General features: G+C 46.6%; 15 protein-coding genes. 9 read left to right on the forward strand and 6 right to left on the reverse strand.

Features of this window, described 5'->3' with window-relative positions; all coding sequences use genetic code 11:
* Window positions 1-33 precede the first annotated feature (33 nt).
* The gene (locus tag MHB84_RS11155) at window positions 34-1,077 is read right to left on the reverse strand and encodes an alkene reductase (protein WP_256716874.1); all 1,044 of its coding nucleotides are present in this window, start codon (window positions 1,075-1,077) and stop codon (window positions 34-36) included.
* A 182-nt stretch (window positions 1,078-1,259) separates the two neighbouring features.
* On the opposite strand from MHB84_RS11155, the gene MHB84_RS11160 reads away from it, so the two are divergent.
* Window positions 1,260-2,123 carry a LysR family transcriptional regulator gene (locus MHB84_RS11160; protein ID WP_076290700.1) on the forward strand — a complete coding sequence of 288 codons (864 nt, stop codon included), beginning with the start codon at window positions 1,260-1,262 and terminating at the stop codon, window positions 2,121-2,123.
* 207 nt (window positions 2,124-2,330) lie between these two features.
* Here the strand turns inward: MHB84_RS11160 and MHB84_RS11165 are convergent, their stop codons facing one another.
* The 3 genes from MHB84_RS11165 to MHB84_RS11175 form a co-directional block, all read right to left on the reverse strand.
* The gene (locus MHB84_RS11165) at window positions 2,331-3,437 is read right to left on the reverse strand and encodes a Glu/Leu/Phe/Val family dehydrogenase (protein WP_076290701.1); all 1,107 of its coding nucleotides are present in this window, start codon (window positions 3,435-3,437) and stop codon (window positions 2,331-2,333) included.
* A gap of 198 nt (window positions 3,438-3,635) precedes the next feature.
* Window positions 3,636-4,265, reverse strand: coding sequence for a sporulation-specific diadenylate cyclase CdaS (gene cdaS, locus MHB84_RS11170; protein ID WP_076290757.1), 630 nt, complete (start codon window positions 4,263-4,265; stop codon window positions 3,636-3,638).
* A 149-nt stretch (window positions 4,266-4,414) separates the two neighbouring features.
* On the reverse strand, window positions 4,415-5,917 hold the full coding sequence (locus MHB84_RS11175; RefSeq protein ID WP_445322126.1) for a DUF6359 domain-containing protein: 1,503 nt from the start codon (window positions 5,915-5,917) through the stop codon (window positions 4,415-4,417).
* A 223-nt stretch (window positions 5,918-6,140) separates the two neighbouring features.
* Here MHB84_RS11175 and MHB84_RS11180 point away from each other — a divergent pair, with 223 nt between their 5' ends.
* The 3 genes from MHB84_RS11180 (at window position 6,141) to MHB84_RS11190 (ending at window position 7,548) form a co-directional block, all read left to right on the forward strand.
* Window positions 6,141-6,431, forward strand: a complete 291-nt coding sequence (locus MHB84_RS11180; RefSeq protein WP_076290702.1) for a hypothetical protein — start codon at window positions 6,141-6,143, stop codon at window positions 6,429-6,431.
* Between the two features lie 153 nt (window positions 6,432-6,584).
* Window positions 6,585-6,740 carry a hypothetical protein gene (locus MHB84_RS11185; RefSeq protein ID WP_175382069.1) on the forward strand — a complete coding sequence of 52 codons (156 nt, stop codon included), beginning with the start codon at window positions 6,585-6,587 and terminating at the stop codon, window positions 6,738-6,740.
* A 277-nt stretch (window positions 6,741-7,017) separates the two neighbouring features.
* Window positions 7,018-7,548 (forward strand): GNAT family N-acetyltransferase, encoded by a 531-nt coding sequence (locus MHB84_RS11190; RefSeq protein WP_076290703.1) that lies wholly within the window; start codon window positions 7,018-7,020, stop codon window positions 7,546-7,548.
* A 128-nt stretch (window positions 7,549-7,676) separates the two neighbouring features.
* On the opposite strand, the gene MHB84_RS11195 is transcribed toward MHB84_RS11190, so the two are convergent.
* Both MHB84_RS11195 and MHB84_RS11200 read right to left on the reverse strand, forming a co-directional pair.
* The gene (locus MHB84_RS11195; RefSeq protein ID WP_076290704.1) at window positions 7,677-8,747 is read right to left on the reverse strand and encodes a serine hydrolase domain-containing protein; all 1,071 of its coding nucleotides are present in this window, start codon (window positions 8,745-8,747) and stop codon (window positions 7,677-7,679) included.
* A 283-nt stretch (window positions 8,748-9,030) separates the two neighbouring features.
* A complete protein-coding gene (locus MHB84_RS11200; RefSeq protein ID WP_256716875.1) occupies window positions 9,031-9,804 on the reverse strand; it encodes a Crp/Fnr family transcriptional regulator in 774 nt (257 codons plus the stop codon).
* A 383-nt stretch (window positions 9,805-10,187) separates the two neighbouring features.
* Here MHB84_RS11200 and MHB84_RS11205 point away from each other — a divergent pair, with 383 nt between their 5' ends.
* The 5 genes from MHB84_RS11205 to MHB84_RS11225 all read left to right on the forward strand — a co-directional run bounded on the left by MHB84_RS11205 (window position 10,188) and on the right by MHB84_RS11225 (window position 15,439).
* A complete protein-coding gene (locus MHB84_RS11205) occupies window positions 10,188-10,619 on the forward strand; it encodes a GAF domain-containing protein (protein WP_076290705.1) in 432 nt (143 codons plus the stop codon).
* Window positions 10,620-10,835: 216 nt separating this feature from the next.
* On the forward strand, window positions 10,836-12,446 hold the full coding sequence (locus MHB84_RS11210; protein WP_076290706.1) for a helix-turn-helix domain-containing protein: 1,611 nt from the start codon (window positions 10,836-10,838) through the stop codon (window positions 12,444-12,446).
* A 168-nt stretch (window positions 12,447-12,614) separates the two neighbouring features.
* Window positions 12,615-13,562 carry an ABC transporter substrate-binding protein gene (locus MHB84_RS11215; RefSeq protein WP_341143040.1) on the forward strand — a complete coding sequence of 316 codons (948 nt, stop codon included), beginning with the start codon at window positions 12,615-12,617 and terminating at the stop codon, window positions 13,560-13,562.
* Between the two features lie 121 nt (window positions 13,563-13,683).
* Window positions 13,684-14,334: a response regulator gene (locus tag MHB84_RS11220; protein ID WP_053780067.1), complete on the forward strand. Its 651-nt coding sequence runs from the start codon at window positions 13,684-13,686 to the stop codon at window positions 14,332-14,334.
* Entirely contained in the window at window positions 14,327-15,439 is a 1,113-nt protein-coding gene (locus MHB84_RS11225) for a PAS domain-containing sensor histidine kinase (protein WP_076290708.1), read from the forward strand. Before MHB84_RS11220 ends, MHB84_RS11225 begins: the two co-directional genes overlap by 8 nt.
* Window positions 15,440-15,660: the final 221 nt, after the last annotated feature.

Consider the following 15,660-nt stretch of genomic DNA (forward strand, 5'->3'; position numbering starts at 1 on the left):
TTTAGGATCAGCTTCTGCCCTTTCTTGCTACATTTACACCAACACAGTTAAATGTGCATTGGCATCATACTTGATCAACTGCTGCCCCGCACGCAATTTTTGCACCAGATCAGGATTGGCGATAAACGGTCTGCCGAACGCTGCCAAATCAATGCTCGAATTTTGCACTGCCTGTTCTGCGGTTATTGCCTCAAGATCCCCTACGCCAATGATGATTCCATCCCACTGCTCGCGAATCGCCTCATGGAAATTCTGTTCCCCATCCCAGACTCTGGTGTATCGATCTGTTGAAGGATGTAGGATTGTAATGCCTGTCTCGCGGAACAGATTCAGGTAGGCATTCAGCACTCCAGTCTTGTCTGTCCAGACATAGGAAGGGTCATCATCTTTTTTCTCGGAAAATCGTACCGAAATGCGATCCACGCTGATTTCTTTTTGAACTGCAATAATGATCTCCTGCAGAAAACGCAATCGTCCCTGGATATCGCCTCCGTATTCGTCTGTTCTGTGGTTCGTCTTCTCATTGATAAACTGGTCGATCAGATAACCATGTGCTGCATGCAGCTCAATTCCGTCGAATCCAGCCAGTACCGCATTGCGGGCAGCCGTTTGAAATTGTTGAATGCTATCCTTGATATCCTGCGCACTCATGGCTTGAGGTATCTGATATGGCTTATGCAATTTATGAACTCTTCCTTGAGCCGGGATGCTTGAAGGTGCCAGTGGCAGGGTACCGATCAGATCGGAGTGAGACAGCCTGCCCACATGCCACAACTGAGCGATGATGGTCCCTCCGTGTTTATGGACGGCATTTGTTACCTTTTTCCATGAGTCGGTCTGTTCAGCCGTATATAATCCGGGAATACCATATGTTCCTTTGCCTGCCAGCGAGGGATTAATCCCTTCTGTAATGATCAACCCCACCCCATCCTGGGCACGTCGCTCATAATACGCCACCATCTCTTCCGTCGCGGTCCCATCCTGATCACTGGCAAACCCTCGGGTAAGAGGTGCCATCACCAATCTGTTTCTCAAATGCCACTCGTTGATCGTCACCGGGCTCAGTAATGTAGACATATTTCTCATCACAACTCCTTCTCCAATATCAGCGTTTTGCATGATTCCATGCGCTGTAAAAGCTCTTGATAACGATATTGTAAGCTGGCATATATATATCGTAAAATGATTGAAATATATAGATGTATCTCTGATAGAGATACCTAACACTTCATTTCATTACAACTCAGGAGGCCAGAGCCATGGAACTCTCGGATATCGATATTATTCTTGCGGTGGCACGGTCCGGCAAAATCTCACAGGCCGCCAAAGAATTGAATTACGCACAATCCAACGTCACCACACGCATCAAAAAGCTGGAGCAGGAATATCAGGTGCAGTTGTTCAACCGTTTTCCCAAAGGGGTGGTGCTGACTTCCAAAGGAGAACAGTTTGTCCAGTATGCAACACGCATCCGTGAACTGTTAAACGATCTGGAGCAGGATATGACTGATCCCGGTGAGCCTTCAGGTACGTTAAAAATCGGGATTGTGGAGACGGCAGCATCCAGCCGGTTCATGGAAATTCTCAATGAATACCAGGTGACCTATCCCGAGGTCTCCATCTCACTTGTTAATGCCACTTCACCCAAAGTGCTGCGCAAGAAAATACAGGAGTATGAGATCGACGGTGCTTTTATTAGTGGTGCGTGTGTAAAAGAGGGCCTGAAAGTGGAATATGAAATGCAAGACACGGTGCATATCATCTCCAAACGGATGGACGTACCACCCGAAAGCCTGTGTCAGGTTTCGTGGGTCGTTTTCCCAAAAGGCTGCCCATACCGTGAAATTACGGAGGAATATTTGCAGGAAGAAGGTTTGTCTGCTCGCAATATGATTGAAGTCAGCACGATGGATAACCTGCTTAGCTGTGTGGAGTCGGGGATTGCTTTTACCATTATGCCTTGCAACGTTATTCACAAGAAACCGGATGAGTTCTCTGTATATGATCTGGCCGAACGATTCACACATACCACAACAACCTTTGTCCGGGGTGAAGATCGATACGTCAGCAGCGCGCTGGATCGATTTGTGAAGCTGCTGAACCAGAAGTGTATTACATTTTGAAATAACATTTCGTTGCTCTCGGGTTATAAGAATTTTTAATATTAGCCGAGCCCTACGATGAACGCCTTACAAGAAAATCTTTAAACTCAAAGAGAAGGCAGGCATCCATTGCACTGCACCTCCTCTCTAACAAATGGGGTACAGTTCACCATGGGGATGCCTGCCTTTAGCTGTTTTACATTTTATTGTAATGTGAATCCTTTGAATTTACCCGCGCAGTCTGCGGGAACTCAGCGCGTGATGACCATTTTGCAGAAACGTGCTGCGTGTATTTTTCATCAGTTCAATGCGGCGTTCAGCCAGACGATCCGCAGCAATATACGTTGCGATGCCTTCGGTCCGCGACGTGTCGAAGATTTTCTCCAGATTATTGTAGATCTCCCCAACCTTGCTCCACGCACGATCTGCATTATAGCCGTTCAGCTCATCCGCAATATTAATTACGCCACCTGCATTGATCACATAGTCTGGTGCGTATACGATTCCCATCTCATGCAGCTTGTCACCATGACGCGGCTCCAGCAGTTGGTTGTTAGCACAGCCTGCCACAACCTTGGCCTTAAGCTGTTTCAACGTATCGTCATTAATTGTACCGCCCAATGCACATGGAGCATAAATATCACAATCCACTCCAGTAATGTCGGCAGGGTCTACCGCTTTTGCACCGAATTGATCCACAGCCTGTTTCACGGAATCCTTATGGATGTCGGTAACGATCAGATGCGCACCTTCTTCGTACAAATATTTGCACAGACGCATCGCCACGTTGCCCACGCCCTGTACAGCCACGGTTTTGCCTTCCAGCAGATCCGTGCCGAATGCTTCTTTCGCTGCGGCCTTTATGCCCCGATATACACCCCAGGCTGTTGCCGGGGAAGGATTACCGGAGGAACCGTAGCTTGGCGATATGCCTGTAACATAGTCGGTTTCCTGATAGATCAGATTCATATCTTCTTCTGTCGTTCCCACATCCTCTGCGGTGACATAACGTCCGTTCAGTCCCTGAATGTATCGGCCAAAAGCCCGGAATATCGCTTCATTTTTGTCACGGCGCGGATCTCCAATAATTACGGCTTTGCCTCCGCCCAGATTCAGTCCGGATACAGCATGTTTATATGTCATTCCCCGCGCAAGGCGCAAGGCATCTTCAATGGCCGCTTCCTCAGAAGCATAGGTCCACATCCGTGTGCCTCCCAGCGCAGGACCGAGTGTTGTATCGTGAATAGCAATAATTGCTTTTAAACCAGAGGCTCTATCCTGGCACAGTACCAGTTCCTCATAATCGTGATGTTCCATTGCTTCAAACCAGCTCATGTGTTAACCGTCTCCTCCAACCATTTTTGCGATCAATTCGCCTTCTTCAGTTCGTCTTCCATCCTCTATTGTACCCATGATGATCAAGTTTGTGCAAAATCACATCACGATGTAACAAAAAAGACCTTTCTCTCTTCACAGGGAAAAAGGTTCATTTACTCCAGCATGAAATCGGTAAAAAAATCTAGCAACGAGTGATCATGGCAAGGTTTCAACCACGTTGATAGGATGCAGATCCCCACCCACGGCGAACGAAGCTTGACCAGTCTCTTCCGAGACAACCAGCACAACCGCATCCGTCAGCTCACTTAATCCAAGAGCAGCCCTATGCCGTGTGCCAATCTTCCGTTCATGTGCAATGGCCTGCGACAAAGGCAATACATTGCCCGCGGATACAATCTGATTGCCCCGAATCAGCACCGCTCCATCATGCAGAGGTGCACCCGGTATAAACAGCGATTCCAGCAACGCATGCGTGACTCTGGCATCCACTGCAACCCCTGAGTGAATAATCGGTTCAAGCGGTACTTCCCGTTCAATTACAATGAGCGCACCATATCTGCGATCCGACAAATGCTGTACACTGGCAGTCAGCTCGGCAAATTTCTCCGTGAAGGGAGACAGATAACAATCCAGATAGAAGGAAGACGCCAGCACTTCGATCTGCTTGATCTCGGCCCGAATTTCCGCAAAATGGCCCAGCAGACACACACTGTCATGATCAAAGGTGGATAACGTCTGGTTCATTCGATCTGCCACACGATGGAGGTCCCCTTTGAGCTTCCGCCTCATGGTCGAGCTGTCGCAGTCTGCTTGCCGATTCATCATCATTGTCTTCCTCCTCACCTTGGCATCTCACTCATCATTTCATAATTATCCATACGTTTCCCTCTGCTCCGGGCATTTATGCAAAATAAAGCCTGTCCGCAATCGTGGCGGACAGGCCGATTATCCGTATATTTTCCTTACTACTTATCTTACTGAGCTTTGCCGTACGAACCTGCCTTAAACGTTGTAGGATCGTACCATTTATAGCCTGCAGCCGGTACAGCCCATGGCTCGGTTTGCGGCTCGGTAGAAGAAGCCGGAGCTTCAATAGCGAGCAGACTTGTCGGCGTATCCAATGTCAGTCCAGATACCTGAGACAGACTTGTGTAGCTCTCTTTTACTGCAAGCCATTTCACAGTATTCACAAGGAATACACCGTCATTCACTTCTTTGAAGCCATCATACGTTGTTTTGGCAGCGCCTGTTTCTTCACGTAGATATTTGGGCGTAGCATCCTCAACTGGTGAGGAGTCACCGATAAACGCTGCTTTACCTGCCCCGATCTTGGCGATCGCTGCGTAGGCTCCTTCAGCTCGTCCACCGCCATTGTATACGCCCTGATCTACCGCGTTGCCCCATTTGGATACACCGCTAGGCACATACACCAGACCTTTAGCTTTGTTCGGGTCAATAATGGCGAGTGTGGAACCAGCATGCATGGCCACTGCGCTAACTCCAGTTGCAATGCCGAACGACTGCGAAGGTGCAACGATATCTGTGGCATTAACATCTCCAAGTGCATTGTAGCGGAAACGAATACCGAAATTGGATGCCAACCAGTCGGAACTGGTCACGCCTTGCATGGCTGGAGATTCGGCTTCTGCTGACGACATGCCTTTGGCTGGATTCAAGAATGCACCACGGCGATAGCCGTTGAATACTTCGGAGGAATCCCAGCGGTTTTTGTTCCGGTCTGCGTTATAGTGGTCCGCAATGAAGAAGACACTGCCACCATTCTGTACATATTGCAGCAGCGCAGCCTGCTCTGTCGCTTTGAAAGGCACGTTCGCTTCGCCGATAACGAAGACATCATAATCTTTCAATTTATTAAAGGTGATGGCTTGCTCACCGAAGGTATACGGGATGCTGCGATTCAGCTGATCCACGGTAAAGCCTGCGTTTCGCAATCCATTCGCAAAGTCCGAAAATGCCCCATCAATAACCCAGTCCGCAGCCCCGGCTGTCTGAGCATGCGTGTTATCAAACAATACTTTCTTCCCTGTACCATCTGGCAGCGTTGTACCTGGATCAGGATTAGTTGTTCCAGAGGAGAGAGCGATTGAGGTAGGATTCTTAACTCCGGCATAACTGTTGTATGCGCCAAGTGTTCCGGTTACGATAACCTTCTGCCCCACAAGATTCGGGTTGGTGGCCAGTCCATATTGCGAACGGTACGACGCTGGAATCTGCACGTCGAGCAGTTTCGCGTTGGTCTTCTCTGTTGCTGAATCTGCAATCAGGAAGTTAAAATCATTGGCGTAAGGAGATGTAAACTTGGCTGTAAGCGAACCGGTGGCATGTCCAACAATATATCCTTCCACCGTTGCCGTTGCTCCGCCACTCTGGGCAGCGATGGCCTGCGATACCGTAATGGGTGCTGCAGCGGCCTGTACCGGACCTTGTGAACCAGGTTGAAGCAATGCCGTCGCCATCATGATGAAGATCAGGAATCCCCCGATCCAATGCTGCCATATCGCTTTCTTCATACTTGCCTTCTCCTCCTCGTAATTACCTGATAATGGGTTATCCACCTTTAATTTAATCGTTCATATGATGAATTCCTCTTTCTTTTTGTAAAATGTTTGCAAAAACTTTTGGAAATTCTACCAATTGCCCATACTGGTTAACAAAAGTATTCCAAAGGAGACCTGTATGATGAAATTGCTATTTCTTCTGCTCCTGCTGATTATTCCACTGATTATGGTTTTTGTTGCGCTTCGCTCCCGGATGGTGACCCGCATTTTCCATGTACTTGCCCTGCTATGTTTTTATAGTGCGGCGACCGTCATTGCCGGTGATGTGTATGCTACGAATGCCCATATGACGACGTTCACCACAGAAATTCACCATTTCCTGTTGAATGGATGGTTCCTTTATCCCTCTGCATACCTGGGTGTGTACGTTCCCTATCTACTGTGGATGAGCCTTTTTTCAAAAAAAAGTTGAGTACATTCGAGCCTTGGCATTGCATTTTGCCATCGTTCATTGCATAATGATAATATAACTGTGATAATGATTATCATTCTTGAGCCTGTCTCAAGTCTTCTGCCTACTGTACATGACTTAACGATTTTATAGATAAAGGGGAACGAACATCGAATGAATACAACTCTGCAAAAGGCTGATCTGCAGCTTGACGATTATTTGGATCTTCTGAACCTGGCAACCAACCTGGGTGACACCAAATGGCAAAAGGAAATTATTCGCAAGCTGGCTTATACTTATCCCGCAGTTCAATGTAAACAACCACAATAGCATGCTTATACTTACATAGCTCGTAACCCATTCTTTACACGAATCGGTTATTGGGCTATTTTTGTTTTACTATATAATTGAACTAAACATTTACACGAGAAACGGAGAGGACAGAAAAAACCTGAAGAAGCGGAGCGTTCGCCTTTATCCCCGGATTTTCTCCTTTGAAAAAGGGAATCAAAAAAATCTGGGGATAACAGCGATCGGAAGGTTGTTCTGTCATCGAAGTGGCAAGTGTAAATATTCTTTAGTTCACTTTATATAGGAGGGAATAGCTATGCAATTGGAGACCGAACGACTCATCATCCGGGATATTCTGGAGACAGACTGGGAAAGTATACATAGCTACACATCCATGACAGAAGTTACTCAGCATACGGCATGGGGACCGAATACGGAAGAAGACACGCGAGATTATGTGGAATTTGTGCTAAATTCACAGCAAACACAACCACGAGAGGGCTTCGAACTGGCGATATGCTTGAAAAAGGAGGGCATCCTGATCGGTGGTGTTGGCCTTCACATCGAAAAGACGAACGCAGAAATCGGTTATGTGCTCAATCCCGTTTATCAGGGAAAAGGGTATGCTGCCGAAGCAGCCCGAGCCATGCTTGGCTTTGGCTTCAATACACTTGGTGTACACCGCATTTATGCAAAATGCCGCCCGAATAACAAGGCTTCAGAGAACGTTATGCAGAAGATAGGTATGCAGCGTGAAGGTTTGATGCGAGAGCATTGGTTTTACAAAGGGGAATATCATGATTCGTGTCTATATTCGATTCTTGCAAAGGAATATGCAGGTGAGTGAATACCATGGTGCCAGGAGGGCGTTAACGCCTCCTCCTTTGTATCATATATTAGTTATCTTGGATGAGATTCATTAACCATAAGAAAACCACCTAATGATTAGGTGGCTAATACTGCTATCGTATCCCGTTACTTTAATGACGCTTCTCTCTGCATGATTTCTTCCAATATTTTTATACCTGTAGAGTCTATCATCGTTCCTTGTGAAGGCTCTTTTTTTGTCATCCATTTTATGATTTGAGCAAAATAATGATCCATAAGAGAATTTGAGAAAAAAGAATAATTGGATAGCAATACAACTCCTACACGGAGTTCCTTATTGAAAGCTAGATAACTATTAAAACCAGCTGAACCCCCGTTATGCCAGAGGATAACTTTATCTAGAAGATTATCCTCACCCCAGCCAAAATAACGGTTTGAATTTCCGATCGATATAGGGAAATGACTTTTTTGTAGTGTAGAGGCTATCGGATTATCATCATTTAGATTAGCTTGGACAAATAAACTCAAATCGCTAACAGATGACTTAATCCCCCCAGCTCCTACATGTATAGAAAGATCCCAATGAGGGACTCTTTTCCCAGATGAAGCATGTCCATTCAAAAACCTGCTATTCTTTTCTGCATCAAGCATAACGGCTGTCTCATTCATCTTTAACGGACTTGTTATATATTTTTTTAACAGTTCGTCATATGTACTCCCTGACACCTTACATAGTATGTATCCCAGTAAACCCACAGCGATATTGGAATATCCAAACGAACCAATGCTATCCGTGTAATCAGCAGTAGATAAAAAAGCAGTTAAATCTTGCTCGGCATACATTGAATAAGGATTCGATCTTTTTTTAGCCAAATTGTGGTTGGTTGCCAATATAGGTAATCCAGAGGTATGAGTAGCAAGGCTTCTCAAGGTAATCTTATTCAAATATTCGTTTTCAACGTTTTGCACAAACTTACCAACACTGTCATCCGAGGATAGCAGTTTTTCTTTTTCCATTTCTAATAAAATTATGGATGTAAAAACTTTGGTTATGGAGCCGATCTCAAATAACTTATGCTCAGGAGGAATCATGCTTTTCTTATTATTATTATCAAATGAATAGTATTCAACATCTCCCTCCCTAACAATCCCGATAACAAGCTGTAAATGCTTCTTATCTTTTGTGTAATCTGAAACTAAACTTTGTATATCCTTCATAGTAAAAATTACTCCTTTTTATGATTCATTTATTAATCGAATGTTGAAATTACGTTGATCAACCTATTTTGGGTAAACCAAACTATGTATTCGTTTCCATTTCTTGATTTCCTGCCCGTTTAACTGAACCCTCTAAGCTTTTTATTCAATACCACTTCTTCAAGCCGCTCATATCACGCCAAAAAAAGCTGATCCCGAGTTAAATCGGACATCAGCTTTTTTGAATTCTCCGTAACGACCCCAATCGCCATGGAAGGAAACAACCCAATTCAACTTGATTTTATTACAATCGGCACAACTCTACCGGGCAGCTTGGAAATGTAGGACATCCGCACATGCAGCGCAAGGCTGCCAGGTCACGAATCATCAGCTTTCCATCCACGGTGTCCAGCGTCCCCTGTTCTTTCCAGGCTCCCAACATACGCGTTACACTCTCCCGCGTGGCACCAATCATTTCCGACAACTCGGTATGATTCAGCTTCATGTCGAGCACGATGCCATCCGGCGTAATTCTGCCATACGAGTTGCTGGCACGAATGAGCGTCGATGCGAGTGCACCTGCCTTGCCATAGAGCAAAAGGTCACGGAAACGCGACTGGGTGATACGCTGAGCGAGCGCCATCCATTGCAGGAATTTCAAGGCAAGGTCACCGTGTTTGCTGAGCACACTTTCCAAGTCGCTGAGCGAGATGATCCCCAGCTCCCCTTTTTCTGCCATCTCAGCACTGTAGCTATGGGATAATCCACCGATGCCGCCAAACTCTCCAATTAGATCGCCGGTTTGCTGAATCGATAAAATGATTTCTTTCCCATCCTCAGTCGACTTGGTCAGCTTCACTCTTCCCGAGCGAATGTAGTACAGGTATCCGGCTTCATCGCCTTCCAGAAAGAGACTGTACCCCGACTTTACCCGTTTCGGCTGCATCTTTGCTTCGATCAAGCCCCATTGTTCAGTCACGAACGAAAGGATTCCACCTGTCTCCCGTGTCATCTTGCTCGCCTCCGTCTGTTCTTGTTGTGTCGCCTGGGTTGTTCTTTCTGTAAATACCGTACCCATTACCTTCGTCCCCCTCGGTGTTTCCTTATGTATCCATCATACCGCGAATATAGCGTGGGGGTTATCGGGGGATTACCTGAACCTCACGAAGAAACTCCCTGAATTTGCTGTGAGATAAATCACACTTATGAGGTGCCTTTACGACTCTGCAATCGAAAAAAGCCTTGCTGTTCCTGGCCAGAATACCTGTCCATACACAGGATCAGCAAATTGCAGAACGGAAATAGGGGTTTTCCCTGAATTACAATACGGAAAAAAGGGGCTACAATAGAAGCAGCAGCGAAATACCCTTATTTTAAGATTTCCCTGACCACAGGTTAACGATATTGATATTGATTACACCGTAACGTACGGTATGATTCCAAAAAAGGAAGTGTCCTCTCATGCATGATGAACTGCCATCTGGCATTCAGGAGATGATCGACGGCCTGCGCCTGAGTACCTCCAGCGATTTTTGCGGACTGGCCTGTCTGTCCGGTACGATGCTGCGCTGGAAGTATACATCCGGCGCCAGCAACGAACGGGTGAAACGCATGGAGATGCGTCCCGGACAAGATCTGGTTGGCATAGCGCTTCGAACTGGACGCACCGCTCTATCTGATGCACAATCCACCGGGGAGCATACACCCGGCCGTTGCCCGTTAATGCTTGCGGAGCGGTTGGTATGTGCAATAGCAGTGCCTGTGTTCCAGCAAGGAAGTGTTCCTGGCGCAGTGTTGCTCCTTGGCAGCAGATTACCCTGCACGTTCTCACCGGAGATGGTCCGTCAGACCGAACAGGTCGCAATACAGCTGCAGCCAAAAGTGTACGGATAAAGACAGCTGTCTGGAATAAGCTAAAAAGTCTTGTTATTTCCTAATGGGAGTAACAAGACTTTTTTTGATTATGGTTTATTCTTAGTTGGACAAGCGTTAATTAGTCACTTTGCCATCACTACTCTGTGTACGTCGACGTCTCTCTCACAGATTGATATAATCGAGTCCATACATCGATATGTTCAAGATAGAACATACGGCTAGGAGGCTACAGATATGCTTGTACTGACAAATGCCAGTGTGATTCCTTGGGAAGCTGCACAGCATACCGGATTTATTTCCATAGAATCTCCTTCCCTGGTGACTTGTACAGCCACGGTGAACTTCCAATATGGGCAGGTACATGGCGTTTTACATAAAGGCCAGACCCTTTTCCTCTATCCCCCATGCTCCCTGGAGCTTATACATACTCCGGCTTCTGCCTTCACGGTATATCATATAGGCTTTCTGGAATACGGATTAACGAAAGAGTCCCATGAGAAGCGTGTCTATGAACTTACATCAGAGAACTTGCCTGCACATGGGTCAAAGACTGGAGCCAGTTCACAAGGGTTCCGGATTCTTGCCATTATCCAGGAACTTATCGACAAACGTTCAGGTAGCATCCAGACCGAAGAAGCCCGATCCCATTTTCTACTGTGTGAGCTGCTTGAGTTATTCAGGCTGGCGGTGAAACCTGCCACAGAAATGGTGGACAGTGTAATTCGGGATGCTCTTTACTATATTAATCATCACTATGGCGATCATCTCACCCGGGAAGACATTGCCCGCATGACCGGATTTAACGCAAGCTATTTCTCTAGATTTTTTCAAAAACAGGTGGGGCGCAGCTTCCAGGCTCATCTGACCCGAGTTCGGATGGATAAGGCAAAGCAATACCTCCTATCCACACAGGCCACATTGAATGAAATTGCCTTGCTGGTAGGCTATGCTGACGGTTTATATTTAAGCCGCAAGTTTAAGCAGTCCACCGGGATCAGCCCAAGTGAGTATCGATTGCAGCCACGTGCGAGACGGATTGCAACGGTTCAGTATACAGGGGATCTGCTTGCCCTCGGCGTTCAACCCGTTGCGGCCTCCTTTCTTCCCTGGGCCCTTTCTCCATTGATCCGGGATAAGCTGCATGACGTAATTGATCTGGATGAACATGGCGTGGAAGAATTACTGCGCGCTGAACCGATTGATTTGATCATCGCACCAGATTATCTGTACTACTTGCCACACAAGCTTGAACAACTTGAACGTATATCCCAGGTTATTGTTCTCCCTTGGAACCAACTGGATCGACTGGAGACGGTCCGTCTGATTGGCCGAATTGTAGGACGAGAACAGGCAGCTGAAGATTGGATCGAACACTACACAACACGGGCCAGAACCGAATCTGATCGACTAAAAGATTTTATAAAACCCGGAGAAACCGTTGGTCTGTATGAGCTGTGGGAAGACGGCACCATTTGTATCTGGAATGCAACCGCCAGAGCAGCCTATAACGTGTATTATGGACTTCATCTTACTCCCCACCCCAACATCCTCCGTGATGTTTTGGAACCTGACAATCATCAATACATTGAAGAAGACCAATTAACAGAATATGCAGCAGATCATATGTTTCTTGTTCTTCCGGCACATGAAGGTGGCCTGTATCACGATTCAGCAGATAAACTTAGCGAGCGCCCGGGCTGGCGCAAGGTTATGAATAACGGAAATCGTCGCATATATCCTCTGCAACTGGAACAATTCTGGTGTAATGATGCCTTGTCTCTGGAGAAGCAACTTGAACTTATGGTAGACATCCTGATTCGGGAGAATAGCGTAAAGGCCAGGTAACATTTGTCCATGCTCAATGGGTCACATTTTGAGATAGACGATACTTGTGCACAAAAGCTACGATACATAGGAGGTTTTATTGAGAAAGATAATCATTATTGATTGGGGAGAAGCAGAATGACAGGGGTTAAATCAAAATGGTGGGCCGGGCTCATAATCCTTTTACTTGTGATAGGAATTATTGGCTGCTCAGGTCAAGCGGAAGAAACGACAGAAAATAAAGCCTCCGCACCTGCCGTAACAGAAGAACAACCAACGACCAGCGAAGCAGAAACACAGGTCATATCGACGGTTAACGGAGATGTTGAAATCCCCGTGAATCCTAAGCGTATCGTTACGCAAGGTTACCTTGCTGATTTTCTGGCACTTGGCGTCAAGCCTGTAGGCGCGCCAGATTATGAGCTGGAAAGCCCATATGTGCTTGATCTCGTTGAGGGCGTGGCAGACATTGGCCGGATTGACGGCGGATCAGTAGAGAAAATTTTGGCACTTCAGCCTGACCTGATCGTTACTGTGGGTGGAGATGAGAAACTGAACGAGCAATATCGTAAAATCGCACCCACACTCATCATCCCTTACGGAACATACGACAATGTCCATGAGGAAATCACCGCTTTTGGTGAAATCATTAACAAACAGAAGGAAGCCAAAGATTGGTTATCCCAATTCGAAGTAAAAGTGAAGGCCGCCAAAGAGTCCATTCAAGGACTGGTCAAAGAAGGCACAACCTTCTCCAACTTCAGTCTGTTCGGCAAAGAATGGTACATCAATGGGGATGGTGTCAATCGCGGTGGACAGGCCATCTATCAACAGCTCGGACTGAAAGCACCAGACATTGTACAGAAAGAGCTCATTGATCAGGATAAAGATACTGTAGCGATATCCGAGGAAAAGTTGGCCGATTACGCAGGTGACTATATCTTCCTGGATTTGTCCAACGGAGGTTCACTGGATGAGGGCTCAGCAGTTTGGTCATCCCTGGACGCAGTGAAGAACAATCGCGTGTTCAAGCTTGACGGAGAACGCTTCTGGCCCTATGATCCACTTGCCGTGGAAGCACAGGTTCAGGAAATTGCAGACATGATTAAGGAGCGTTTCGGTAAAACAGAGAACTAAAGTTTAATTCCTCTTGTGCGATATACAGAGAAAAGAAGCTATTCAGAGATTCCCCTCTGAATGGCTTTCTTTTTTGGTATGATAAAGACAGAACTGTGGAACCGGACAGGAGGAAAATGATGTGATTCAATTATTAGTTGTCGATGATCATGTAGTTGTACGCTCCGGGCTGATCGCCCTGCTCGACGGAAAGAATGATATACATATTGTTGGAGATGCAGCCGATGGCGATGAAGCTATTGCCAAAGCACAAGAACTGAAGCCGGATGTGGTCTTAATGGATTTCAGCATGCCGCCAGGCAAAGACGGTCTGACCGCTACTGCTGAACTGAAGAAATTGATGCCGGATGTCTCCATTTTGATCCTGACCATGCATGACGATGAAGAATATCTGTTCCGCGCTATCCACGCGGGAGCATCCGGATATATTCTCAAAAGTGCACCGCATGAAGAATTGCTTGCCGCTATTCGTTCTGTAGCAGAGGGTAGCGCCTATCTGTACCCAAGTGCGACCAAGCGGCTGATGAGTGAATACCTGGACAAAGCGAAGCAGGAGAACGCCGGTCCGTACGACACGTTATCTGAGCGGGAGAAAGAGATTTTGTCCTGGATTGCCAAGGGTTACGCCAACAAGGAAATCGCTGAACATCTGGTGATTAGTGTCAAAACGGTCGAATCCCACAAAAGCAATCTGATGGAGAAGCTCGGCCTTCGAACCAGACCGGAACTGGTGAAGTTTGCGATGAAAAAGGGGTTGCTGAACTTTGAGTAGCACACGTAAAAACAGACTTAGCGGATTTGCCGACCAACCTGTGCGTCAGTTATTAGAGGAAATCGACAGTCACATTACAGATAATGAATTCCGCAGCAGACTGAAAGGCTCCCTGCATCAGCTCAGTGATCTGAAGTTTGCCCTGGATGAGTCGTCCATTGTAGCCCTCACGGACCGCAAAGGAAAAATCCAGTATGTAAACGATAAGTTCTGCGAAATTTCACAATATAATCGGGAAGAATTGATCGGTCAGGATCATCGGATCATTAATTCGGGTTATCACGGCAAGAACTTTATGAAAAACCTGTGGGAAACGATCTCTTCCGGACGAGTGTGGAACGGAGAGATTCGTAACCGTGCCAGAGATGGCAGCCATTATTGGGTGAATACAACCATTGTGCCTTTTCTCGATAACGATGGTGAGCCCTATCAGTATTTGGCTGTTCGTAGTGAGGTAACCAAGTTGAAGCGGGTCGAAGCCGAGTTACAGACGATGATGACCCAGGTTATGAACATTCAGGAAGAGGAACGGCGTCGTATCTCACGCGAGCTGCATGACGGCATTGGACAGAGTCTCTTCTCCCTTGTCATTCAGATGGATCGTCTGCTGGCCGACCAACCGCATTCTGGTGTGGAAGCACTGCGAAAACAAGTTACGGGCATTATGGAGGATGTACGCGGCATGGCATGGGAGTTGAGACCCTCCGTACTGGATGACCTTGGTGTCGTTCCGGCCATTCGCACGTATATCGAGAACTATACCCGGCACTACGGGATTGAAGTGGAGCTGGAATGTAATCTGCGAAAACGGCTGGAGATGAACCGGGAGATCGCCATGTATCGCATTATCCAGGAGGCGTTAACCAATGTAGCCAAGTACGCCGATGTGTCAGAAGCTCATGTGACGGTGGAAGATTCGGAAGAGGCAACCGTTGTGAGAATAGAGGACCGAGGCGCAGGGTTCAACAGTACGACGGCTGGTAACGGCGTTGGTCTATTTAGCATGGAGGAGCGAGCTCGTGGAGCCGGAGGTACACTTGTAGTATCTTCGGAGCCTGGCGAAGGAACTGTCGTTACCTTTTGTCTACCCAAAACTGTTCATTAAGTCGCTTCAACCTGTATTTTATATAGAAGACTGTTTACGGATGTGCTCCGTGAACAGTCTCTTTTTCGATCCATGCCTGTATCCTGCTCCCATTCATCATCTCTGATTGGTAAAAATGACAAAATGAAAGCTTTGAATCGGATAAATTCAACATTTACAATAAATATATTGACTCCAATTACGATTCGTCATTAAAATATGAATGCTGCATACAAATTGTA

This window comes from Paenibacillus sp. FSL F4-0087 (assembly GCF_038020215.1).
GTDB classification, from domain to species: domain Bacteria; phylum Bacillota; class Bacilli; order Paenibacillales; family Paenibacillaceae; genus Paenibacillus; species Paenibacillus taichungensis.

Excerpts from the sequence above, each read along its gene's own strand:
- MHB84_RS11155 (WP_256716874.1), bottom strand. The coding sequence starts at position 1,077 with ATGTCTACATTACTGAGCCCGGTGACGATCAACGAGTGGCATTTGAGA.
- MHB84_RS11160 (WP_076290700.1), top strand. The coding sequence starts at position 1,260 with ATGGAACTCTCGGATATCGATATTATTCTTGCGGTGGCACGGTCCGGC.
- MHB84_RS11165 (WP_076290701.1), bottom strand. The coding sequence starts at position 3,437 with ATGAGCTGGTTTGAAGCAATGGAACATCACGATTATGAGGAACTGGTA.
- cdaS (WP_076290757.1), bottom strand. The coding sequence starts at position 4,265 with ATGATGAATCGGCAAGCAGACTGCGACAGCTCGACCATGAGGCGGAAG.
- MHB84_RS11175 (WP_445322126.1), bottom strand. The coding sequence starts at position 5,917 with ATGGCGACGGCATTGCTTCAACCTGGTTCACAAGGTCCGGTACAGGCC.
- MHB84_RS11180 (WP_076290702.1), top strand. The coding sequence starts at position 6,141 with ATGAAATTGCTATTTCTTCTGCTCCTGCTGATTATTCCACTGATTATG.
- MHB84_RS11185 (WP_175382069.1), top strand. The coding sequence starts at position 6,585 with ATGAATACAACTCTGCAAAAGGCTGATCTGCAGCTTGACGATTATTTG.
- MHB84_RS11190 (WP_076290703.1), top strand. The coding sequence starts at position 7,018 with ATGCAATTGGAGACCGAACGACTCATCATCCGGGATATTCTGGAGACA.
- MHB84_RS11195 (WP_076290704.1), bottom strand. The coding sequence starts at position 8,747 with ATGAAGGATATACAAAGTTTAGTTTCAGATTACACAAAAGATAAGAAG.
- MHB84_RS11200 (WP_256716875.1), bottom strand. The coding sequence starts at position 9,804 with ATGGGTACGGTATTTACAGAAAGAACAACCCAGGCGACACAACAAGAA.
- MHB84_RS11205 (WP_076290705.1), top strand. The coding sequence starts at position 10,188 with ATGCATGATGAACTGCCATCTGGCATTCAGGAGATGATCGACGGCCTG.
- MHB84_RS11210 (WP_076290706.1), top strand. The coding sequence starts at position 10,836 with ATGCTTGTACTGACAAATGCCAGTGTGATTCCTTGGGAAGCTGCACAG.